The sequence below is a fragment of the Sutterella massiliensis genome (assembly GCF_016899755.1).
Lineage (GTDB): Bacteria > Pseudomonadota > Gammaproteobacteria > Burkholderiales > Burkholderiaceae_F > Sutterella > Sutterella massiliensis.
In genome coordinates this window covers 1-20400 of the sequence record NZ_JACJJC010000022.1, presented here as the reverse complement: position 1 = coordinate 20400, position 20400 = coordinate 1, and the positions used below count along the sequence as shown (strand labels likewise).

18 protein-coding genes are annotated in these 20400 nt (G+C 61.3%); 8 read left to right on the top strand and 10 right to left on the bottom strand.

All coding sequences use genetic code 11. The features are described from left to right. Nucleotides 1–272: 272 nt before the first annotated feature. The 4 genes from H6A60_RS10205 to H6A60_RS10190 form a co-directional block, all read right to left on the bottom strand. Nucleotides 273–1607 carry a sodium-dependent transporter gene (locus H6A60_RS10205; RefSeq protein ID WP_205104233.1) on the bottom strand — a complete coding sequence of 445 codons (1335 nt, stop codon included), beginning with the start codon at nucleotides 1605–1607 and terminating at the stop codon, nucleotides 273–275. 273 nt (nucleotides 1608–1880) lie between these two features. Then, nucleotides 1881–3242 carry a sodium-dependent transporter gene (locus H6A60_RS10200; RefSeq protein WP_205104231.1) on the bottom strand — a complete coding sequence of 454 codons (1362 nt, stop codon included), beginning with the start codon at nucleotides 3240–3242 and terminating at the stop codon, nucleotides 1881–1883. Nucleotides 3243–3581: 339 nt separating this feature from the next. Then, nucleotides 3582–4919 carry a sodium-dependent transporter gene (locus H6A60_RS10195; protein WP_205104229.1) on the bottom strand — a complete coding sequence of 446 codons (1338 nt, stop codon included), beginning with the start codon at nucleotides 4917–4919 and terminating at the stop codon, nucleotides 3582–3584. Between the two features lie 256 nt (nucleotides 4920–5175). Further along, nucleotides 5176–6516, bottom strand: a complete 1341-nt coding sequence (locus H6A60_RS10190; RefSeq protein ID WP_205104227.1) for a sodium-dependent transporter — start codon at nucleotides 6514–6516, stop codon at nucleotides 5176–5178. A gap of 58 nt (nucleotides 6517–6574) precedes the next feature. Between H6A60_RS10190 and H6A60_RS10185 the strand changes: the two genes are divergently transcribed. The 4 genes from H6A60_RS10185 (at nucleotide 6575) to H6A60_RS10170 (ending at nucleotide 9459) form a co-directional block, all read left to right on the top strand. Beyond that, a complete protein-coding gene (locus H6A60_RS10185) occupies nucleotides 6575–6805 on the top strand; it encodes a hypothetical protein (RefSeq protein WP_205104225.1) in 231 nt (76 codons plus the stop codon). Nucleotides 6806–7077: 272 nt separating this feature from the next. Next, nucleotides 7078–7857 carry an SIMPL domain-containing protein gene (locus tag H6A60_RS10180; protein ID WP_205104223.1) on the top strand — a complete coding sequence of 260 codons (780 nt, stop codon included), beginning with the start codon at nucleotides 7078–7080 and terminating at the stop codon, nucleotides 7855–7857. A gap of 73 nt (nucleotides 7858–7930) precedes the next feature. After that, nucleotides 7931–8650, top strand: a complete 720-nt coding sequence (locus H6A60_RS10175; RefSeq protein ID WP_205104220.1) for a TIGR00266 family protein — start codon at nucleotides 7931–7933, stop codon at nucleotides 8648–8650. A gap of 161 nt (nucleotides 8651–8811) precedes the next feature. Further along, nucleotides 8812–9459 (top strand): phosphatidylserine decarboxylase, encoded by a 648-nt coding sequence (locus H6A60_RS10170; RefSeq protein ID WP_239477708.1) that lies wholly within the window; start codon nucleotides 8812–8814, stop codon nucleotides 9457–9459. Nucleotides 9460–9569: 110 nt separating this feature from the next. Here H6A60_RS10170 and H6A60_RS10165 read toward each other — a convergent pair whose 3' ends face one another. Then, the gene (locus tag H6A60_RS10165; RefSeq protein WP_205104216.1) at nucleotides 9570–10262 is read right to left on the bottom strand and encodes a DUF7424 family protein; all 693 of its coding nucleotides are present in this window, start codon (nucleotides 10260–10262) and stop codon (nucleotides 9570–9572) included. Between the two features lie 79 nt (nucleotides 10263–10341). Then, on the bottom strand, nucleotides 10342–11625 hold the full coding sequence (locus H6A60_RS10160) for an MFS transporter (RefSeq protein WP_205104214.1): 1284 nt from the start codon (nucleotides 11623–11625) through the stop codon (nucleotides 10342–10344). A 109-nt stretch (nucleotides 11626–11734) separates the two neighbouring features. On the opposite strand from H6A60_RS10160, the gene H6A60_RS10155 reads away from it, so the two are divergent. Continuing rightward, a complete protein-coding gene (locus H6A60_RS10155) occupies nucleotides 11735–12619 on the top strand; it encodes a LysR family transcriptional regulator (RefSeq protein WP_205104212.1) in 885 nt (294 codons plus the stop codon). Here H6A60_RS10155 and H6A60_RS10150 read toward each other — a convergent pair whose 3' ends face one another. Continuing rightward, nucleotides 12620–13945: a helix-turn-helix transcriptional regulator gene (locus H6A60_RS10150; protein ID WP_205104210.1), complete on the bottom strand. Its 1326-nt coding sequence runs from the start codon at nucleotides 13943–13945 to the stop codon at nucleotides 12620–12622. A gap of 175 nt (nucleotides 13946–14120) precedes the next feature. Further along, the gene (gene pssA, locus H6A60_RS10145) at nucleotides 14121–14993 is read right to left on the bottom strand and encodes a CDP-diacylglycerol--serine O-phosphatidyltransferase (protein ID WP_205104208.1); all 873 of its coding nucleotides are present in this window, start codon (nucleotides 14991–14993) and stop codon (nucleotides 14121–14123) included. 319 nt (nucleotides 14994–15312) lie between these two features. On the opposite strand from pssA, the gene H6A60_RS10140 reads away from it, so the two are divergent. Then, nucleotides 15313–16014 (top strand): fumarylacetoacetate hydrolase family protein, encoded by a 702-nt coding sequence (locus tag H6A60_RS10140; protein ID WP_205104206.1) that lies wholly within the window; start codon nucleotides 15313–15315, stop codon nucleotides 16012–16014. A 134-nt stretch (nucleotides 16015–16148) separates the two neighbouring features. Here the strand turns inward: H6A60_RS10140 and H6A60_RS10135 are convergent, their stop codons facing one another. Both H6A60_RS10135 and H6A60_RS10130 read right to left on the bottom strand, forming a co-directional pair. Beyond that, entirely contained in the window at nucleotides 16149–16775 is a 627-nt protein-coding gene (locus tag H6A60_RS10135) for a TetR/AcrR family transcriptional regulator (protein WP_205104204.1), read from the bottom strand. 178 nt (nucleotides 16776–16953) lie between these two features. Next, complete coding sequence (locus H6A60_RS10130; protein ID WP_205104202.1) at nucleotides 16954–18711, bottom strand: flavocytochrome c; 1758 nt, start codon at nucleotides 18709–18711, stop codon at nucleotides 16954–16956. Between the two features lie 192 nt (nucleotides 18712–18903). On the opposite strand from H6A60_RS10130, the gene H6A60_RS13900 reads away from it, so the two are divergent. Together H6A60_RS13900 and H6A60_RS10125 are read left to right on the top strand one after the other, a co-directional pair. Further along, the gene (locus H6A60_RS13900; RefSeq protein ID WP_338054863.1) at nucleotides 18904–19182 is read left to right on the top strand and encodes an aromatic amino acid lyase; all 279 of its coding nucleotides are present in this window, start codon (nucleotides 18904–18906) and stop codon (nucleotides 19180–19182) included. Continuing rightward, nucleotides 19134–20291, top strand: coding sequence for an aromatic amino acid lyase (locus H6A60_RS10125; RefSeq protein ID WP_338054862.1), 1158 nt, complete (start codon nucleotides 19134–19136; stop codon nucleotides 20289–20291). Before H6A60_RS13900 ends, H6A60_RS10125 begins: the two co-directional genes overlap by 49 nt. The last annotated feature ends 109 nt before the right edge of the window (nucleotides 20292–20400 follow it).

Sequence of the window (20400 nt, the reverse complement as noted above, 5' to 3'; positions counted from 1 at the left end):
CCTTGTATACGCACTCGTTGTCGCTCTCGGGACGCTGTTGGGCCGCATCAGAGTGGCGGGCATTTTCACATTCAAGGCGTTCCACCATTGAGACGAGAGCCACTTTCGAAGTCGAACGGAAGCGTCGGGAGCGCTTCAAAGCTCGCTCCTCGGAACATGCCCTGGCGATCTATCGGCATCAGAAGGACTGAAAACACCCGCCTCTTCGGAACGAGGCGGGTGTCGGGGTGCGGAAGCCGCTTGGGCTTCCGAGCGCTGCGTTCGGGGCTCGATCAGAGGCTGCCGAGCGCGACGATGAGAACGAAGAGCGGCGAGAGGAAGCCGATCAGCACGCGAAGCGCATTGAGCGTCGCGGGTGAAAGCTTTCTCGCGGACTGCAGTTCGCTTGCGGTCGTCGGCCAGGCGACCCAGGCCGCCGCGATCGCGATGCCGAAGGTCGAAAGCGGCATGCCGACGTTCGAGGTGACGTAGTCGAGAAGGTCGAAGATGTTCTTGCCGAAGAACTTCACTTCGCTCCAGGGACCGAAGGAGAGGTTGGCGCAAAAGCCCACCACCGCGCAGCCGACGAGCGTCGCGATGATGGCGGTGCGGCGCGTGATCGAGAAGGTCTGCGTCAGGAGTACCGTGCAGGCTTCAAGCATCGAAACGGAGGACGTGAGCGCGGCGACAAGGAGGCAGATGTAGAAGAAGATCGCAAAGAGCTGCCCCATCGGCATCTGCGCGAAGATCGCGGGCATCGTCACGAATGTGAGCCCCGGGCCGGCCGTCGGGTCGAGGTTGAAGGCAAAGACCGCGGGCATCACCATGAGGCCGCCCAGGACCGACGAGAGAATCGCAAGGAACGCCACCCAGCCCACCGAGGACGGGAGGTCCGCCTTGGGGTTGAGGTAGGAGCCGTAAGTGATCATCGTGCCCGCGCCGAGCGAGAGCGAGAAGAAGCAAAAGCCCATGGCGTTAAAGAGCGCCGTGGCGTTGAAGTCTTCCCAGCGGGGCGTAAAGAGGAATTCGACGCCCTTCCAGCCGCCCGGCAGCGTCACGCCGCGCACGATGAGAATGAGCATCAGGATGAAGAGCGAAGGCATCAGCACCTTCGAGAGCTTTTCAATCCCGGCTTCGACCCCGCGCAGCACGACGAAGGCCGTCATGAGAAGGAAGACGAGAAGGTAGCCGTAGGAGACGGCACTGTTGGAGACGAAGCTGCCGAAGTGCGCGCCGAGCGCCTGTGCGTCGGCAATGATCCCGGTGCCCGTAAAGGCATCGATCGTGTACTTGATGCACCAGCCGCCCACGACCGAATAGAAGGAAAGAATCAGAAATACCGTAAAGACGCCGACCCCGCCGAAAAAGCCCCAGGGCTTGCCGCAGACCTTGTTGAGGCTGCCGACAGCGCCGCGCTTGCCCGCGCGACCCATCGAAAATTCGGCAATCAGAAGCGCGATCCCGACCGTGACGGTAAAAAAGATGTACGGGATCATAAAGATCGAGCCGCCGTTGGTGCCCGCCATGTACGGGAACTTCCAAATGGCGCCGAGACCGACCGCCGAGCCGGCCGAAGCGAGGATGAAGCCGAGGCGCGAGCCCCAGCCCGTCGAACCGCCTTGAGACATTGAGGATTCCTTTGGTTTTTTCGAGGGGAAGTATTGTTTTTCGCTTTAAGCCCGAAGGCCCAAGCATTCGCTCGAGCGGCCGTCCGAAAGGCCGCCCGCGGCAAGGCATAAAAATCAGTCTACCCAATAGACCCGATCGAGAGCAGGTAGTTTGCCGTATGGGCCTTGCACGAAGCCAAACGGCGACGGGAATTGGACTTTGGTGACGCGTAAACTGCGGAAAAGCCCCGAGTAAACAAATTATCGTTTTCCCGAGGCTTTCCGTGGGCGGTCTTAAATTAGACCGAGGCTCTTGGCGGCAACAACGAGTATGACGACGGGCGAAATCACCGCGAGGATGAAGCGCATCGCCTTCAGGGCCGCGGGCGACCAGTTGGCATTCTTCTTAAGCTGCGCTTCGGTGACGCGCCACGCAGTCCAGCCCGCGACGCCCGCAATCCCCAGGCAGCCGATTGGCATGCCGATATTGGAGGTCGCGTAATCGAGGAAGTCGAAGGCGGTCTTGCCCATGATCTTGAGGTCGGCGAGGGGCCCGAAGGAGAGCGCGCAGACGATGCCGATAACGCCGAGCACGGTCGAAACGAGGAGCGTCGCGCGGCGGCGCGTCATGCCGTGCACGTCGACGCAGTACTGCGACGTCATTTCGAGAATCGAGATCGAGGAAGTGATCGCCGCTACAAAGAGGCACGCGTAGAAGATGACGGCAAAGAGTCCGCCCAAGGGGAGCTTCGCAAAGACGGCGGGCATCGTCGCAAAAGTGAGGCCCGGGCCCGCATCGGGCGAAAGTCCGAACGCGAAGACGGCCGGCATGATCATGAGGCCGCCGAGGATCGAAGAGAGAATCGCGAGCATCACGATCCAGGCCGTGGAGGTGCCCAAGTTGACACGCTCGGGCAGGTACGAGCCGTAGTTCATCATCGAGCCCGAGCCAACGGAGAGCGAAAAGAACGCAAAGCCCAGGGCGTTCAGAAGTGCTTCGCCAGTAAACGCGTCGGGGTCCGGGCGGAAGAGGAAGACGAGTCCCTCGAAGGCGCCGGGAAGCATCAGGCCGCGGACGATGAGAACGAGCATCATGAGGAAAAGAAGCGGCATGAGCACTTTGCTCACGCGCTCGATCCCTTTTTGCACGCCGAGGAGCACGACGGCAGCCGTAGCGGTCAGAAATGCGGCGTGGCAGAGAACGGGTTCGAGACCGCTCCCCGCAAACGCTTCGAAGGATGCGCGCATCGTTGAGGGATCTTCGGCAATGCCGCGCCCGAGAAGCGCTTCAAAGAGGTAGTGCACGCACCAGCCGCCCACGACCGAATAAAAGCCGAGGACGCCCGCGCCCGTCAGCACGCTGATGAAGCCGACGGGGGCCCACTTGGCGCCCCCGAGCTTGCGAAAGGCCGTGGCGGCGCCGCCGCGTGCGGCGCGGCCCATGCACATTTCGCCGATCAAAAGCGCGAGGCCGATCGTGAGGGTAAAGACGATATAGGGGAGGAAAAAGACGGAGCCGCCGTTCGTGCCCGCCATGTACGGGAACTTCCAAATGGCGCCGAGGCCGACCGCGGAACCCGCGGCCGCGAGAATGAAGCCGAGTCTGGACGACCAGGACGATCGCGAGCCTGCGCTCGCAGAGTGCGTGTCTTGCATGGAAATATTCGCTTTGTAGGTACGTTGTGCGACAGCGCTTCCGAGAGCGAAGCGCCGTTGCACGCGGTTTTGTTGTCAAGCGGATCCGCACGCGCCGTCCGGGGCCCGAGGGTTGTATGGGTCTTATTGCTTGTGCGAGAAGCACCCCGGGCGTGAAGCGGCGGGCGGCGTGAAGCGGATGCGCCGGCCGAATTGAATGCGGCCGATGCACTTTCGTAGCGCATCGGCCGCATGCAAGGTTCATTCTATCTGAAGCGGCCCCGTCCCCAAACGGGAAGCCTGAAGGCTCAGGCCCGACGGGGCGTCCGGTCAAGGCGCCTCAGAGAAATGCCTGAGGCGTCACATGAGCCCCGAAACCAGTACGGCCGCCACGAGGATCGGTGCGAGCACGCAGATCATGAAGCGAAGCCGCGTGTAGAAGGCCGCGTCGCGTTCGGTGTGCCCGGCGATGTTGCCGCGAATGACGTCCCAGCACTTGAAGCCGGCGAGGTAGAGGATCACGAGGCCGCCGATCGGCAGCGAAATGTTGCTCGTCAAGAAGTCGAAGACGTCAAAGAAGGTCTTTCCGCCGAAGAACGTCACGTCCGAGAGAATCCCGAAGGAGAGGCAAGGCAGTGCGCCGACAACGGCGAGCGCAACGGTCGAGAAGACCGCGGCCTTTGGACGCCCGAAATCGTGTTCGTCCACGAGGAAGGCGACGAGGATTTCGATCATCGAAACCGACGAGGTGATCGCGGCAACGATGAGGCAGAGGTAGAAGATCGCCGCGAAGATCTGTCCGAAGGGCAACTGAGCGAAGACCGCAGGCATCGTGATGAAGGTGAGGCCGGGACCCGCCGTCGGGTCAAGCCCGAAGGCGAAGACGCTCGGCATGATCATGAGGCCGCCCATGAGCGAGGCGACGACGCCGAGGAACGCGATCCAGAGGCACGAGCGCACGAGATCGGTCTGTTCGTTCAGATACGAGCCGTAGGTCATCATGCAGCCGCAGCCCACGCACAGCGAGAAGAACGTGAAGCCCATCGCTTGGAGGAGCGCCGAGAACGTGAAGGCTTCGGGGTCGAACTTGAAGAGGTACTCGACCCCGGCCATGGCGCCCGGAAGCATCAGGCCGCGAATGATAAGAACGAGCATCATCACGAAGAGAAGCGGCATGAGGATTTTGCTCACTCGCTCGATCCCCTTTGTGACGTCAAAGGCGACGATGAGACCGTTCAGCAGCAGAAAGAGCCACTGAAAGCCCAGGGCCGTAACGGGATCGGCAGTGAATTCGGCAAAGTGGGCGCCAAGCTGCGACTGGTCGCTGATAAGTCCTTGACCGACGAGCGCTTCGCAGAAGTAGGAAATCGTCCAGCCGCCGATCGCCGAATAAAAGCAGAGCACCAAAAAGCCCGTGAGAACGCCGACGTAGCCCATCGGCACGAACCCCCGGCCCGCGAGCTTGCGGTAGCTCGTCACGATGCTGCCTTTGCCTGCGCGTCCGAGCGCCACCTCGGCAATGAGGAGCACGAGCCCGACCGTGAAGGTGAGAAGGACGTACGGGAAGAGAAACACGGAGCCGCCGTTCGTGCCCGCCATGTAGGGGAACTTCCAGATCGCGCCGAGTCCCACCGCAGCGCCCGCACTTGCGAGCACAAACCCGATTCGGCTCGTCCAGGTTACGCGTTGATCTGACATGTCGTTTGCCTTTTTTCTTGTGATTGCGATTTGTGGGAGGAGGTATTGGGCTGCTCGAGGCGCGCGTTGAAGAAGGAAAGCCTCGAAGCCATCATTAGAAACATCATAGCCGCAGGGCGCTTGCCGCCGCAGGCGGGTTTGGCCGAATCGGGCCGGACGCCTCTTCGGGAAGAGGCTGCTGCAACCCAAAAAAGGATGAGGCCGTGCGCCTTTGCGGCGCCGGCCTCATCCTTCAAGCCGATTGCGGTGACCTTCGTTAGCCGAAGAGCCCCTGGAAGACCGCAACGAGCACGAGGATCGGCGCCAGGATCGCCACGATCCAGTGGATCGTCGAGAGAACGGTCTCGCTGTAGGGCTTGGCGGTGACGAGTTCTTCCTTGAAGATCGGCCAAGCCTTCCAGCCCATGATCGCGGCAACCGCAAGGCCGCCCGCCGGCATCATGAAGTTGGTGCAGACGAAGTCGAGGAAGTCGAAGAAGTTGCGCCCGCCGATCGTGAAGTCGCTCCAGACGCCGAAGGAAAGCGCGGAAACGGCCCCGAGAAGGAAGAGCGAGACGAAGCAGACCGTGACCGACAGGCGGCGCGAGAGGTGCCATTCGTTGTGGAGGAACGCAACGACCACTTCAAGCAGCGAGACGGCCGAGGTAAGCGCGGCGGTCAAGAGGCAGATGTAAAAGAGCAGCGCGAAGAAGCCCCCGAGCGGGATCTGCGAGAAGATCATCGGGACCGTGACGAAGACGAGGCCCGGGCCTGCGTTCGGTTCAAGACCGAAGGCAAAGACGGCCGGCATGATCATGAGACCGGCGAGGAGCGCGGCCTGAATGGCGAGAACGGCCACCCAGATCGAAGCCGAAACGATGTTCGATTCCTTCTGGAGGTAGGAGCCGTACGTGATGAGAATGCCCGCGCCCAAAGAGAGCGAGAAGAACGTGAAGCCCATCGCGTTCAAGATGGCGCTCGACGTAACGGTGTCCCAATCGAAGGCGAAGAGGTACTTGACGCCCTCCCAAGCGCCGTCGAGCATGAGGCAGCGCACGATGATCGCGAGCATCAGGATGAAAAGGGTCGGCATCAGGTACTTCGAGAGGCGTTCGATGCCCTGCTGCACGCCGAGCGCAACGGTGCCGCACGTGATCACGAGGAAGACGAAGTGCCAGCCGACGTTGAGGTACCCGTCGGAGACCAAGTTCGCAAAGTGCGCCTTGAGGGCTTCGGCGTCGGAAATCGCTACCGACCCCGTTACGGCGTCAAAGAGGTACGCCACGCACCAGCCGCCCACGACCGAGTAGTAGGAAAGGATCAGGAACGAGGTGAGCACTGCGAAGACGCCCAAGGGAGCGCTCCAGCGGCCGCTCACGCGCATCATCGCCGAGACGGCCGAGCCGCGGCCGCGGCGTCCGAGCGCGATTTCGGCCATGACGAGCATCACGCCGATCGTGAACGTGAAGAAGATGTACGGAATGATGAAGGCGCCGCCGCCGTTGGCGCCCGCCCAGAACGGAAACTTCCAGATGGCGCCGATGCCGATTGCAGAGCCGGCAGAAGCGAGGATGAAGCCCAGACGCGAGCTCCACTGAGCGGTGGAAGAAGTGGACATGGAGAGACCCTTTTTGTATTTGTGTTCGCCGTCTCGCCCTTCGAGGGCGGAGCGCCGCATGTCCGCGCTGTCGATTCCCGAGTCCGAACGGGCGGTGATGCGGCGGCGTCTTGATGGAGCGGGCGGCTGCCTGCTTGAGCCCGGATGGGACAGCGGCAAAAGCCCGCACTATGCATTCGATTGTAATAAGAGGTTTGCGGCGTCCAACGCGCCGAGCGCAAATCTTAAAAGAAGCAATGCGTGCGCATTTGCTTTTTCGCTGTACTCGTTAGGCGCTTTTCCCTACTGAATTCACTGCGTTCGCCTGGAAATGACTTTGCAAAAGCGTTGCTTTTTGCAAAATGACGGCGCTCGAGAGGCACGTCGGATCTGCAAAGGACTGCGCACGATCGGGAAAATGCCGAAAAAGCCGGAAAGATTTCTTTGCAGATCTTGACGCTTCGTGCGCACCGGCTCCCGTACGATGGACTTGTCGAAAAGTTCTGCCGGGAGAGGCGCAGCGCGACCGATAAACGGATCTCCCAAAAAGCGACGCCCCCCGACACACGAAAAGGAGGAATCATGCAAAAGACGTTGACGAAGAAGGCGCGTTCCATTGCACAGATGAAGCGAACGGCGGTCTGCGCGATGCTCGCGAGCGGCATAGCGCTCGGCGTGTCGGCCGCCTGGGCCGGGCCGCTCCCTTCTGACGCGGGCGCAGTGATCACGCTGCCGGGCTCGGCGAGCGCAACGCTCAAAAATGACGAAGCGACGATCACCTTTACGGCCGAAAGTCAGAAGCCCGATGCGCGCACGGCGCAAAAGACCGTGACGACGGCGGCAGACCAAGCGCTTGCGGCGCTGAAAGCCTTCGACTCGAATGTCGTCGTCGCCGAAACGACCGGGCTTTCGACCTGGCCCGTCTACCGCAAGGCCAAAGAGGGGGAAGTGGCGACCGTTGGCGCCTGGGGCGTGCGCGAAACCGTGACGGTGAAAGTGAAGGACGTCTCGCTCGTTTCGAAGGTGCTTGAGGCAGCCGGCAACACCATGAACTACGACGGCATCAGCTTCGGCGTCTCGACGAAGGCGCGTGCAGCAGCGGACGACAAGCTCCTCGCAGAGGCCATTGCCGACGCGGGCCGGCGCGCGGAAATCGCCGCGCGCGCGATGGGGCTCACGGAAAAGAACGTGCGCATCGAATCGGTGTCGGTAGGCGGCTACTCGCAGCCCGCCGTGCGCTACTATGCGGCGCCTCGCGCCATGGCGGCCAATGCCGATGCCGTTGCGGCTGCCCCCGACGTGAGTGCGGGGACGGCGGAAGTGACGATGCGCATCACGATGCAGGTTCGCATTACGCCTTGATGCGCTGTAAGCTTTGCCGCCTCAGGCAGGCAGACAGTTTTCACCGCGCCTGCGGGCGCAAAGGACACATCCGATGGTTCGCTTTGAAATCGAAGGCGGCGTCGATCCGCTCCTTCTCGTTCGACTCGACAAGGGCGACGCCGTCGCGACCGAGTCGAACGCCATGGTTGCCATGGATCGCGTGCTCTCGCTCAAGGGCCGGACGCGCGGGGGCTTTTTCGGTTCGATCGCGCGCAAGTTTCTGAACGAAGAGACGTTCTTTCAGCAGTGGGTCGAAGCCGAGGAGGGGCCGGGCGAGGTGCTCCTCGCACCGAACCTGCCCGGCGACATCCGCATCTTGGCCGTGGGCGAGCGGCAGTACTGCCTCTCGGACGGCGCCTTCCTCGCGAGTACGAGCGAAGTCGGCATCACGACGAAGATGCAGAGCCTCGGTCGCGCCATCTTCGGCGGCAACGGCGGGTTCTTCATCATGTCGACCGAAGGGCGCGGCGACGTGGCCGTTTCGGGCTTCGGCTCGATCCGGGAGGTTGAAGTGCGCCCCGATCGTCCGATCAATGTCGACAACGGCCACCTCGTTGCCTGGGACGCGTCGCTCGACTACGAGGTCACGCTCAACACGAGCCGCTCGGGCCTGATGGGCAAGCTCATTCAGAGCCAGATCACGGGTGAAGGGCTCGTGCTTAAGTTCAAAGGCTCGGGCAAGGTCTACGTCTGCTCTCGCAGCAAAGGGAGCTTCCTCGACTGGATCACGGCTTCTCGTCCGACCGACAAGGCGCCCGCCAATAACGACTGAGGCCGGGCCGGCATTTGCGGGTTCGAACGGACAATCCCGAACGGAAAACGGCCGCCTTGCGCGGCCGCTCTCGTTTAAAATACTGGCCCGACAGGAAAATGGGGCCGCCGTCGGTCTCTTTCGCCTGCTCTTCTGCGCACATTCCTTTTCAGAGGTTCCCCTTGCAGTCCCGCATTTATCCGCATCCGATCATTGCCCGCGAAGGCTGGCCGATTCTCGGCGCTCTTCTTGCCGTTACGGTCGTCCTCTGGGCACTCGATTTCGAATTCCTGACCTTCATCGCGTTTGTCGCCTTCCTCTTCGCGCTGCAGTTCTTCCGCGATCCCGCGCGTGAGCTCCCCGAAGATCCGCGCGCCGTGGTGAGTCCCGTCGACGGACGCGTCTGCAAGGTCGAGCCCGCGGTGAATCCGGAAACGGGCGAAGACGCAGTGAAGATCTCGATCTTCATGAATGTCTTCAACGTGCACAGCCAGAAGGCGCCGCTCGCGGGCGTCGTCGAGAAGGTGACCTATACGCCCGGGCTCTTCTTGAATGCCGATCTTGACAAGGCTTCGACCGAAAACGAGCGCAATGCCGTGACGGTGCGCACCGACGAAGGCCGCGTCGTTACTTTCATTCAAGTGGCTGGCCTCGTTGCTCGCCGCATCATCTGCTACGCGAAGGTGGGCGACCGCCTCGAGCGCGGCGAGCGCTACGGCTTCATTCGCTTCGGTTCGCGCGTAGACGTGTATCTCCCGACCGACGTTGAAGTGAAGGTTTCGATCGGTGAAAAGGTTACGGGCGTGATGACGACGATCGCGCGTATGTAACCGCGATGCCTCAGCATCATCCGCGGAAAGCATCGAACGCTTTCCGCACAGCGCAAAAGAGCGGCCCCGGCGGCCGCTCTTTTCGTCTGAAGGCAGGCGCTCTTCGGTGATTACAAGCGTTCTTCTCTCGGAAGCTCCTTCACGCGCAGGAAAATCACCGTTGCTTCGCCTTGGAAGAACGTCGCGGTGGCCGCGTCCGGGAGCGTCATCGTGACCGAGGTGCCGTCCTCGAGCACAAGCTGCGAGAAGTGATGCGGCTCATCGTTGATGAAGAGGCTCGGCGCGATGATTTCGACGTCGCGCCCTGCGTTCATAGAGAGATCGAGCGTGACGCTCGGCTCGAACGAAAGAACGGAAGCGGCTTCTACTTTTTCCAGTCCGCTTAAAAAGTCCGGACCGGCCGCTGCAACGACCGAGGCGTCGCTCGTGCCCGCGGCGCCGATGCAGATGTCGGCGCCCGTGCACGGCGCGCTCAAGCGCCCGATTTTGACCGGCGTCGAGAAGACGGCCGATGCCGTGAAGTCTTCGGCGCGGCAGCCGAGGTAGCGCGCCTGCGGCAGCACGATCGGAATGCGGGCCTTGAGTTCGAGTACGGCCGAGGATTCGAAGTCGGTGTTCTGCTCGTAGCAGCTCGGCACTTCGATCGCGAGCGTGGCGAGCTTCATGCTCGGGCGTACCTGAAAGAGTTCGGCGTAGTCGGCCGATGCCGAAAAATCGGCCTTGCAGCCTGCGAGCGCCAAGACGGCTGTAAGGAGTGCGGCCGCGCGAGCGCGTTTTTTAGACGAGGTTCGGTGGATCTGCATGTTGCGTCTCGGCGGTGTTTCGCCGAATCAAGCGGATGTCTTTCGCGCATCATAACGCGTGCTGCGGCCACGCTCGGAATTATTGGAAGACGGCACTATGCCGACGGACAAGTATCAGGCTCACGGCGAGCAGCGCGCACACCGCAAGAAAAGCGATCTGCAGGGAGAGCGCTGACGATACGGCACCGATCAGAGCCGGGCCGGCCAGGAGGCCGCCATAACCAACAGTCGTCACCGCCGTAATGGCTTTCACGCTATCCATCGATGCCGTTCTCGAAGCGGCTGAAATAACAATCGGCGCGATGTTGGCGATCCCCAGGCCCATCAGAAAGAGCGAAAGCAGGGCGACTGCTGGCTGCGGATAGACAACGAGCGCGAGCAGTGTTGCAAGCATGATGCAGATGCCGGCCGAAAGCATCGTTACGGCGCCGAATTTCATCGCGAGCTTGTCGCCCATGAGGCGCGAGAAGGCCATCGCGATGACAAAGAGCGTGTAGCCGACGGCGCTCATTTCCTGAGGAACGTCGGCAAAGTCCCGCAAGTAGATGGCGCTCCAGTCGAGCATGCTGCCTTCGGTGAGGAAAATGACGGCGCACACTGCCGCCAAGACGCTCACGGGACCGCTGAGCGCCGGGGCGCCGCGGCGGTCCTTCGGTTTTTCTGGCGCCTCAATCGGATGGTTTTCAATGCGCCGCAAGAGCGCCACCATGGTCAAGGCCAGAAGCACCATCAGCGTGCTCACGGCTTGACTCGGCGCAAGGCCCAAAACAAAGAGCGCCGTCAGCGCGGCGGCGGAAACGACTTCTCCAACGGAGTAGGCCGCATGCAGACCGCTCATCAAGCGGGACTTGTTGCGGTTTTCGAGGTGCGTACCGTAAATGTTGACGCTGACCTCCAGGCAGCCGAGCGTTACGCCGTAGGCGAGCAGTGCGGCGCACTCGACGTACAGGCTCGGCACGAGCGAGAGAACGACAAGCAAGAAGCACGAGGCAAGGCCCGAAAGCAGGATCGCATTGCGTGCGCCGAGGTGTTCGGTGAGTTTGCCCGCGAGCGGCATGCCCACAAAGGAACCGACGCCCAAGCCGAGCAGCAGGAAGCCGAGAACATAAGGCTCGAGCGCAAGCTGCGACTGTACGAAAGGAATGAGAGGCGCCCAGGAGGCAACCGTAAAGCCGCCGGCGAAAAAACCGATGCGGGCAGCCCAAAGTTCTGCGCCCGAAACCGCGCTCGTCGGCGTGCGGCTCACCGCATGGATTTTTTCGTCGGTTTTCTCTCGGTGCAGCGAGTCGGATGCGGATAAAGGAAGGTCGAGCGTCGCTGCCGCGCTCTTCGGTTTTCGTTTGAGTAAAGAATGAAACGACATAGGCAGTTCCCATAGAGTGGATCATGCCCGCCATTTTCTCATCAGAATCGCGAATCATCCAGTTAGAATCCATCAATAAACTGATGGTTCAGGTTGTAAGGATCGACCTATGGGATTGAGACTCGAAGAAATTCGTTCCTTTCTTGCCGTCGCTTCAAGCGGTTCGTTTTCGGCGGCGGCACGACAGCTAAAGCGGGCGCAATCGGTTGTTTCCATGCATATTTCCGGCATGGAGGCCGAACTCGGCTACAAGCTTTTCGAGCGGACGCCCAAGCCGGTCTTGACGCCGAGAGGCGCGGCGCTTCTGATCGGCGCCCGACGCCTCGCTGCCGAAGCCGATCGTCTTGAAGCGCGAGCCGCCGCGCTTGTCGACACGCCTTCGCCGGTCCTCTACATGGGGATTGATCTTGTCCTCGAAGCGCCGGTCATGATCGAGTGGCTGCAGCTTTTCTCCCGACGCTTTCCATCGGTACGGCTTCAGGTTGAAAACATTACGGGTTCGGAAGCCGACTGGTTTTTTGCGAAAGCCGGCATGAATTTGGCACTTGTGTTTGCATCCGATCCGTCTTCTCAATGTGACGAACGGCTGCTCGGCTACGCACCGCGGGCCATCGTCGTTGCCAAAAATCATCCGCTCGCTTCCGTTTCCGAGCCGACATTTGAGGATTTGCGCCGCTACAGGCAAATCGTCATACACGCCAGAGCGCCGGAGGCGACGCCGCCGCGCGTCATCTGCAGCGATCACTGGGAAGTCGACAGCGGGCTCTGGGCGCTCGGCTTGGCTGCAAAAGGCGTCGGGTGGGCGATTCTGCCGAAGTTTCTGCTCTTGGGACAGTCGCCTTATAAAAGCGCGGTAACAGCCATTGACTCAGCGGTGCCGCTCGAACCGGAGCGCCTCGTACTGCGAAGCCGCGACGGGGAAGTGGCGCCGGCAATTTTGGACTGGTGGTCGGCTACCATCGGCCGGTACAAGACCAAAATCGGACTTCACTAATCAGTCGCCGTGCACGACGCGACGGCCTTCGACGAGGAGCGTGTCGAGCGCGCGGCGAAGGAGAGCTTCGTTCTGCGGATCGTTCTCGATCGAGCGTTCGAATCTTTGCGCCGGCGTGAGCGGGTTCGACGCAAAGCGTTGCGGCACGAAGTCCGCAGCGGGCTTCTCATCAGGGGCGGCTTGCCGAGCCGCCGGTTGCGCTGCTGCAAGGTCGGTCGCCTCTTCGGGCGTGACTTTCGCCTCGGCGGATTTCAGGCGCGTTTTCGTCGTTGAGAGGATCGACGCGCGATGCATCGCAAGCCAGCCGTCGAGCTGCGGCGAATCTTCAATGTCGACCGTGATGCGGCGGCAGGGGCCGAGGGCGGCCGCTTGGGGCGCCGATTCGAGTGTTTCGGGGGCAACCTCCGCAATCGTCTGCGTGCGGTTGAAGGGCGTTTCGGTCAGGTTTTTAGCGAGCGCCGGGTCGTCCGTCAAGATTTCAAGTCGAACGGCCGGCCCCTGGGCGTCGTTGAAGGGCGCATGCGCCGCGTAGTCCTCGAGGTCGAAGTCGGCTGGTCGCTCGAAGTCGAACCCCGTCACGCGCGCCGACTCGATGCGGTGCAGCGCCATGTGGCGGAAGTCCGCATAGTCTTCGAACTGACAGACGAGGTAGAGCCTGACGTCGGCCTGCACGATCCCCAGGGGTTTGACGTAGGCCTCGGCGGGCTTACCTTTGGCGTTGCGGTAGCGGATAAAGAGCACCTTGTCGGTAAAAAGTGCCTCGGTAGCGCGCTCGAAAACCGACAGGCCGAGCTTCGGGGGCATGAAAGCGAGGCTTGAGCCCAAGACCTTCACTTTTCGCAGCCACGTTCGCTCGCGCTTGGCGCGTTCGGCCACGGTTGTACGCTTGGCGTCCTGAAAGAGCGCTCTGAGGCCCGCGAGTGCTGCGGGCGGGAGGTGATTGCGCAGCGCCTCTTCGGCCAGCCGCAGCACGAGTGCGTCCTGCGCACGCAGCGCCGGGAGAATGAATCCCTTGGCTTTGGGATCCCAGCGAAAGCGAAAGGGCTTGGTCGAGGCGTCGACCTCGATCGGAAAGACATCCGCGTGCGCGCGAATCGTCTGCATGTAGCGCTGCAGCGTGCGGCGCTGTACGCGAAGACCGGTTCTCTTTGCAAGGAGCGCCTCGATATCGGCGATCGTCGTCCATTCGTCCTGCGGGATGCACTGCAGCAGGCGCAGGAGCATGACGGCATCTTCGAACATCGAGCCCTTGCCCGACGCGTCAGGTTCGAGGCGCTTGAGAGAAGAGACGGTTTGCGATGGGGCGCTGCGCTTCTGGGTCGGCATGGCGGAATGCGTTGCGGCTGAAGGAAAACGTTTGGGGTCGTATTGTATCGGGTGCTCGCGCGAGCGCGTTTCGACGCCGCTAGTCGTTCATAAAAAAACGCCGCCCGGAAAAAAAAGTTTCGGACGGCGTTGTCGGCAAAGCGCCGCAGCGGACGCTTTGTATGTCGGGCGGATATCAGTGCTGCTCGGCAGCGTGCGCCTGCGCTTCGGCCTCTTCGAGCGCCTTTTGCTGCGCGGCGATGTCGGCCTGAATCGGATTCGGGCGGCCCTTCCACCAGCACCAGAACTCGTAGACGAAGCCCGAAAGCGCGTAGATGCAGAAGAGCACGAAGATCGAGAGCGACGGGTTGCTCGAGATCACGATGAATGCGATCGAGAAGACGACGACGGCCCAGAAGGGGATCGTGCGCACGACGGCGTAGCTCTTCCCGGAGAAGAAGGGGGCGTTGCTCACCATCGTGAGGCCCGCGTAGAGCGTCACGATGAAGGCAAGCGTGCTCTGGTGCACGACAAGCCAGTCGGGGAGCTTGTTCTCAACGGCCAGCCACACGAAGCCGCAGACGAGCGCCGCAGCGGCCGGCGAGGGCAGACCCTGGAAGTAGTTCTTGCTCACGATGCCGACATTGATGTTGAAGCGCGCGAGACGCAGGATGGCGCAGAAGGCATAAATGAAGGCGCATGCCCAGCCGAGCTTGCCCAAGTCGACGAGCGCGTACTCGTAGACGATGAGCGCGGGGGCAACACCGAAGCTCACCGCGTCGGCAAGACTGTCCATCTGCACGCCGAATTCGGACTGCGTGTGCGTCAGGCGCGCAACACGCCCGTCCATGCCGTCAAAGAGCATGGAGAAGAAAACGGCGATCGCCGCCGAGGAGAAGTTGCCGTTCATCGCCTGGATGATGCCGTAGAAGGCGGCAAAGAAAGCCGCCGCGGTAAAGGCGTTCGGCAGGACGTAGATGCCCTTGCTGCGCACGGCCTGGAGACGACGGTGGCCGATGCTCGCAAGACTTTCGCGCCGGGGTGCGCTGCCGTTCGTGTTTGTTGTCATGTCGGATGAGAAAGAACTTGGTGGATGCCCGATGCGCGAGGATCGCGCGCCGCGCGAGGCGGCAATTCGGGCGCCTGTAAGGTGAATGCCTGAATTGTACCGATCTCGCCGACCGATCGCGAGTAATGGTTTCGTCGCAAGCGCGCCCGCAAGGTCCTTGCAATGTAGGCGAGAGCGTAAGCGCGTAAAATCGTTCGAATTTGTTTCGGTCGATCTTCGTGCGTGCGGTTCGCTAGCCTTCAATCGGTTCCTGAACCGCACATTGTCGACCGCAGTCAGCTTTTCGCCAAGCGTTCCATCGCTCTCACAGAGGCCACTCATGTCGTTTCTTTTTGCGCCGCCGCAGCAGGCGGTGATTCCCGTTCAGGACGAACGCTACGAATTCTTCCCCGTTCGCCGCGTCTACTGCATTGCGCGCAACTATCGGGCGCCCGGTGAAGCGCAGCCCGAAGCGGCTGCGCTCGGCTCGCCGCTCTTTTTCATGAAGCCCGCCGACGCAATTGTGCCCGTTGCCGACGGCGAGACCTTTGCACTGCCCTTCCCGCCCATGGGCGAGAATCTGCGTCCCGAACTCGAACTTGTCGCTTGTCTCTCGAAGGGCGGCTCGAACCTCACGGTTGAAGAGGCCGAGGCTGCGATTTGGGGCTGGTGCGTCGGCTTTGACTTCGCGCGCGGCGATCTTCAGGATGCCGCCAAGCGCGCGGGTGCGCCCTGGGAAACGGCGAAAGTATTCGATCGGTGCGCGCCGGTGACGCACGTGCGTCCGGCCTACCGCGCGCCGATGCCCGCGCCCGCCGACATCTATTGCTACGTCGGCAACGAAAAGCGCCAGGCGGGCAACACCTCGCAGATGCTGCGCTCGCCCGCCGAGGTGATCGCGCTTCTTTCGACCTACTGGACGCTTGAGCCCGGCGACATCGTCTTTACGGGGACGCCCGCGGGCGTTGCGCCCGTTAAGCGCGGCGATCGCTTGATGGGCGGCGTCAATGGCGTAGGGCAGTTGAAGGTCGAGCTCGTCTGACGCGCCCGAAGCCCGCGACGATAGAAAAACCAAAGACAAACGCCGCATCAAGCGCGATCGATGCGGCGTTTTTCTTCCGACGTGCGAGCAGAACTTTTCAGGACACTTTTCGGCTCGGGCGACCGCAAGCGCGGTCAGCTTGCGGCATGGTCGTCCTCTGTTTCCAAGGAGGCTGTCTTCGGCAGCGTTTGGAGCGCCGCCTTCGCCGGAAACGCGCGTCGGATCGACGCGTAGATTTCGTTCTTTTCTTCGTCGCGAAGGGGATCAAGCCCGAACTTGTGCGTATAGAAAAGTCCTTCGAGCGCCATGATGCAAAGGAGCGCCATCGGTTGCTTCTCTTTTGGGAGCGCTCTCAGGCGGCTAAAGGTCTTTTCGTACCAGCGCCGTACGGGTTCAAGAAGTTCGGGGTCCTGAAAGTTCTGATTGAGAAGCGTCGTGCCGATATGCGCCCAGTGTGCGTTGTCTCGGTCAAACGACCGGTACCATTCGACGTAGCCCGAAAAGAACGTTTCGTCGGGCGTGCCCTCAAAGAGCGCTTCGCTCGCTTTGAGGCGCGACTCCAGATGCTCGGCGTACTCCTCAACGAGCGCCGCAAGGAGCGCGCGGCGCGTCTTGAAGTGGTACATCACCGCACCTTTACTCATGCCCGCTGTCTGTGCGACGCGGTCCATGCTGAGGCGGTCGATCCCGAGCTCAAGAATGACGTCTCGAGCGGCAGCGAGAAGTGCGGAACGGGTTTTTTGCGCTTTGAGCGAAGACATGGGTTGGCGACGAAAAAAAAGCCGGCAGACGCGCCGGCGAAAAAAGATTTCAATTGCGATCGGAAAAAGGCGCCTTGCGCGCCCGAGCGATCTGATCGGGCGTGAAGAAGTCGATTATGCCGAAACCGGTCCTGCCGGGGCGAGGCCCCGGCAGAATCCAGGGGCAGGTTTAATCGACTTACTTGGCGGCTTCGGCTGCGGCCTTACCGGCGATGCGGCCGAAGACGATGATGTCGGTGTAGGCATTGCCGCCGAGGCGGTTCGTGCCGTGCGTGACACCCGTCACTTCACCGGCAGCCCAGAGACCCGGGATCACCTTGCCTTCCTTCGTGAGGGCCTGAGCCTTTTCGTTGATGCGAACGCCGCCCATCGTGTGGTGAACCGACGGAACAGCCTTGATCACGTAGTACTTGCCCTGCGTCATGTCGACGAGGCCGGAACGGTGATTGAAGTCCTTGTCGTTGCCCTTGCCGGCCATCGACGAGACGCGCTTGATCGTGGCTTCAAGCTGTTCGCCCGGGATCTTCGTGAAGTCTGCGATGCACTTCAAGTCGTCGCAGGTCTTCATGATGCCCTGCTTCGTGAAGGCTTCGTATTCGGTCGGATGTTCCTTGACGGTGTTCGAGATCGAGCCGATCTTGTCGTTCCAGAGCACCCAGCAGTAGCCGCCCGTCTGCTTGAGGATGGCTTCAGAGAGCACGTCGCGGCGATCGAGTTCTTCAACGAAGCGCTTGCCTTCCTGATTGAGCATGATGGCGCCGTCAAAGCGGGCATCGGCGATCAGTTCGATTACGCCCGAGATCGGGTCGCAGATCGGATAGGTCTGGATGTAGCCCATGTTGACGAGCTCGGCGCCGGCGCGTTCAGCCATGTAGAGGGCTTCGCCCGTGGTGCCCGGGGCGTCCGTCGTCTTGAAGCGTTCGTCGATCTTCGGGTTGTACTTCTTCACCATCTGCGGGTTGGCACCGAAGCCGCCCGTCGCGAGAACCACGCCGCCCTTGGCGTTGAACTCATAGGTGTTGCCGTCCATCGTGGCCTTGACGCCGACAACGCGGCCGTCCTTGTCCTTGATGAGCTCTTCGGCCTTCATGTTGGTGATGACCGGGATGCCGAGCTCATCGGCCTTGGCCTGGAATTTGGCGATGAATTCCGTGCCGGTGTGGCCGACCGGAATCAGAGCACGCTTGCGGCTGTGGCCGCCGAAGAAGAAGAGGTTGTCGTCTTCAAAGCGCACGCCGAGATAGTCGCGGCACCACTTGGCGGCATCAAGCGCGTTGTGCGTCATCACATTGATGACCTTCATGTCGCCCTTGCCGTCGCCGCCCTTGAAGGTGTCCTGAGCGTGCAGTTCGGGCGAGTCGTCCGTGATGCCGAGCTTGGGCTGGACCCAGTTGCGAGCGGCGTTCATTTCGGCGCCGGAGATGAGGGAGTTGCCGCCGACAGCGGGCATCTTTTCAAGCAGAACGACATTGGCGCCCGCATTCTTGGCTTCAATGGCGGCCGAGAAGCCCGCGCCGCCCGCGCCGATGACGACGACGTCATAGTTCGAGGTCTTCGGCAGATCCTTGGCAACCTTCTTGATGGCCTTCTTGTCGGCCTTCGAGAGCGTAACGCCGGCCTTCTTGGCCGCATCCTTCACGGCATCGAGGAAGCCCTTCGAAGAGAACGTGGCGCCCGAGATCACATCAAGGTCGGCCGAGTTCGTGGCGATCACATGATCCTTGAGGTCCGTATAGACGCCCTTGGCGAGAACCTTGTTTTCCTGTTCCTTGACGATCTTGATGTCGGTGATCTTGCCGCCGTCAAACGTCACGGCAACGGTCACGTCGCCGTGCTTGCCGACGCCGGTGCCTTCGGTCGTGACGGGCGCAGCAATGGCGCTGCCCGCAAAGAGAGCGGCAACGGCTGCAGCAGCGAGAGCCTTGCGAATCTGCATGGTTAAAAGCTCCTAAATAAGCAGATGAATCCGAGTAATCGGAAAAAGCCCGACGGGACATCCTAAAGACCCGTCCGATGTTGACAGAGGACGGATCTATTCGAGCGGGCAAGGGAAAAGTTCTGCGCGCATTATGGAAAACCGACCGTTTGGTTTGTATTGGGATTTTCTCTAATAAACCGACCGGTCGGTATGAAGCACAATGCGGCTTCCGTTGGAATGGCTTCTGCCGTTTGTTGGCGAAACTCTAAGGGTGCTCTGACCGAAACAGCCCGCAAGGCGAGCGAAGAATTCAACCGCAACATTTTGCGTTCGCACTCCGTGGGCTTTGGTCCGTACCTTGACAAGGAAATCGTCCGTCTCTCGATGGTGATTCGCCTCAATACGCGCTGCTCACGGGGCGCGCGGGCGTGTAGCCCTACGTGGCCGAGCTCTGTCAGGCGTTCCTCAATAAGGGCATCACCCCAATGATTCCGAGCCGCGGCTCGATCGGCGACGCCGACATTACGCTCGCTTCACACGTGGGCGCCGTGATGGTGGGCGAGTGGCGTGCCGAAGTCGACGGCAAGGTGGTCGAAGGGGCTGAAGCGCTCCGCATGAAGGACGTCAAGCCGCATGTGCCAGAAGGCAAGGACGGTCTCGGAATCCTTTCGACCAATTCGGTCGGCGTTGCGATGACGATGGATGCCGTGCGAACGATGGAGCGCGCCGTGGGTCTCGCACCGCTTGTTTTCGGCCTCACGCTCGAAGGCATGAACGGCAACGTGGCGCCTTTCCTCGCGCAGACCGTGAAGAGCCACCCGCTTCCGGGCCTCACGGAAGCGGCGGCCGACATGCGCAACACGCTTGCGGGTTCCTACCTCTGGGAAGCCGACAAGACGCGCGCGCTCCAGGATCCGCTCTCCTTCCGTACGACGATCTACACGATTTCAGAAGCTCGCCGCGCGCTTTCGGACCTCAATGCACTGATCGACGTTCAGATCAACAGTTCCGACGACAATCCCGGCGTCATTCTCAACGCGAGCGAAGAAGACTTCGACAAGTCGCAGGTGAAGCAGTACTTCGTCAATGCCGAAGGCGTCAAGGGCGCGATCATTCCGAGCGCGAACTTCGAGCCGCTGCCGATCGCCATTGCCGCGCAGCGCGCTTCGATTGCGCTCGCGCACGTCTCGCACAATTCGCTGCACCGCACGATGCGTCTTGACGAAGACCGCTTCTCGGGGCTGTCGCGCTTCCTCGCCGGCCCCAACAATCCCAACGGCCACGCCTTCGGCGCGACCGAAGACGCGATGGTTTCGATCTACGCGGAAAACGTTGCGCTCGCCAATCCCGTTTCGATGCACGGCACGCCTGTTGAAGGCAACATCGAAGACAGTGCTTCGAATCTGCCGCGCGTTGCTGAGCGCCTCAACCGCGCCGCGAAGAACGTGATCGACCTCTACTCGATGGAAATGCTGTTCCGAAAAAGTTACTCGAAATTACTCGATGTGTTTTCGGATTTCTTTCCGCACTTCACCAGAGTCCGCGCGGCTTTTTCCAAAGTCGGCTGCATCCAGTTGAAGCCTCTTGAGGGCCAGTAAGTTCCCCTGGAGCTAATGGCATCACGGTACCTAGCGGTTCGGGCCTCGATAATCTTTTTGACTTCTCGATAACCCATGTACCGCGTGATTTCCGGATCCCACAGCCGGA

What these genes read in the sequence shown, in the direction of transcription:
- H6A60_RS10205 (WP_205104233.1), bottom strand. Translation starts at nt 1,607, where the DNA reads ATGTCTCAAGGCGGTTCGACGGGCTGGGGCTCGCGCCTCGGCTTCATC.
- H6A60_RS10200 (WP_205104231.1), bottom strand. Translation starts at nt 3,242, where the DNA reads ATGCAAGACACGCACTCTGCGAGCGCAGGCTCGCGATCGTCCTGGTCG.
- H6A60_RS10195 (WP_205104229.1), bottom strand. Translation starts at nt 4,919, where the DNA reads ATGTCAGATCAACGCGTAACCTGGACGAGCCGAATCGGGTTTGTGCTC.
- H6A60_RS10190 (WP_205104227.1), bottom strand. Translation starts at nt 6,516, where the DNA reads ATGTCCACTTCTTCCACCGCTCAGTGGAGCTCGCGTCTGGGCTTCATC.
- H6A60_RS10185 (WP_205104225.1), top strand. Translation starts at nt 6,575, where the DNA reads ATGTCCGCGCTGTCGATTCCCGAGTCCGAACGGGCGGTGATGCGGCGG.
- H6A60_RS10180 (WP_205104223.1), top strand. Translation starts at nt 7,078, where the DNA reads ATGCAAAAGACGTTGACGAAGAAGGCGCGTTCCATTGCACAGATGAAG.
- H6A60_RS10175 (WP_205104220.1), top strand. Translation starts at nt 7,931, where the DNA reads ATGGTTCGCTTTGAAATCGAAGGCGGCGTCGATCCGCTCCTTCTCGTT.
- H6A60_RS10165 (WP_205104216.1), bottom strand. Translation starts at nt 10,262, where the DNA reads ATGCAGATCCACCGAACCTCGTCTAAAAAACGCGCTCGCGCGGCCGCA.
- H6A60_RS10160 (WP_205104214.1), bottom strand. Translation starts at nt 11,625, where the DNA reads ATGTCGTTTCATTCTTTACTCAAACGAAAACCGAAGAGCGCGGCAGCG.
- H6A60_RS10155 (WP_205104212.1), top strand. Translation starts at nt 11,735, where the DNA reads ATGGGATTGAGACTCGAAGAAATTCGTTCCTTTCTTGCCGTCGCTTCA.
- H6A60_RS10150 (WP_205104210.1), bottom strand. Translation starts at nt 13,945, where the DNA reads ATGCCGACCCAGAAGCGCAGCGCCCCATCGCAAACCGTCTCTTCTCTC.
- pssA (WP_205104208.1), bottom strand. Translation starts at nt 14,993, where the DNA reads ATGACAACAAACACGAACGGCAGCGCACCCCGGCGCGAAAGTCTTGCG.
- H6A60_RS10140 (WP_205104206.1), top strand. Translation starts at nt 15,313, where the DNA reads ATGTCGTTTCTTTTTGCGCCGCCGCAGCAGGCGGTGATTCCCGTTCAG.
- H6A60_RS10135 (WP_205104204.1), bottom strand. Translation starts at nt 16,775, where the DNA reads ATGTCTTCGCTCAAAGCGCAAAAAACCCGTTCCGCACTTCTCGCTGCC.
- H6A60_RS10130 (WP_205104202.1), bottom strand. Translation starts at nt 18,711, where the DNA reads ATGCAGATTCGCAAGGCTCTCGCTGCTGCAGCCGTTGCCGCTCTCTTT.
- H6A60_RS13900 (WP_338054863.1), top strand. Translation starts at nt 18,904, where the DNA reads ATGAAGCACAATGCGGCTTCCGTTGGAATGGCTTCTGCCGTTTGTTGG.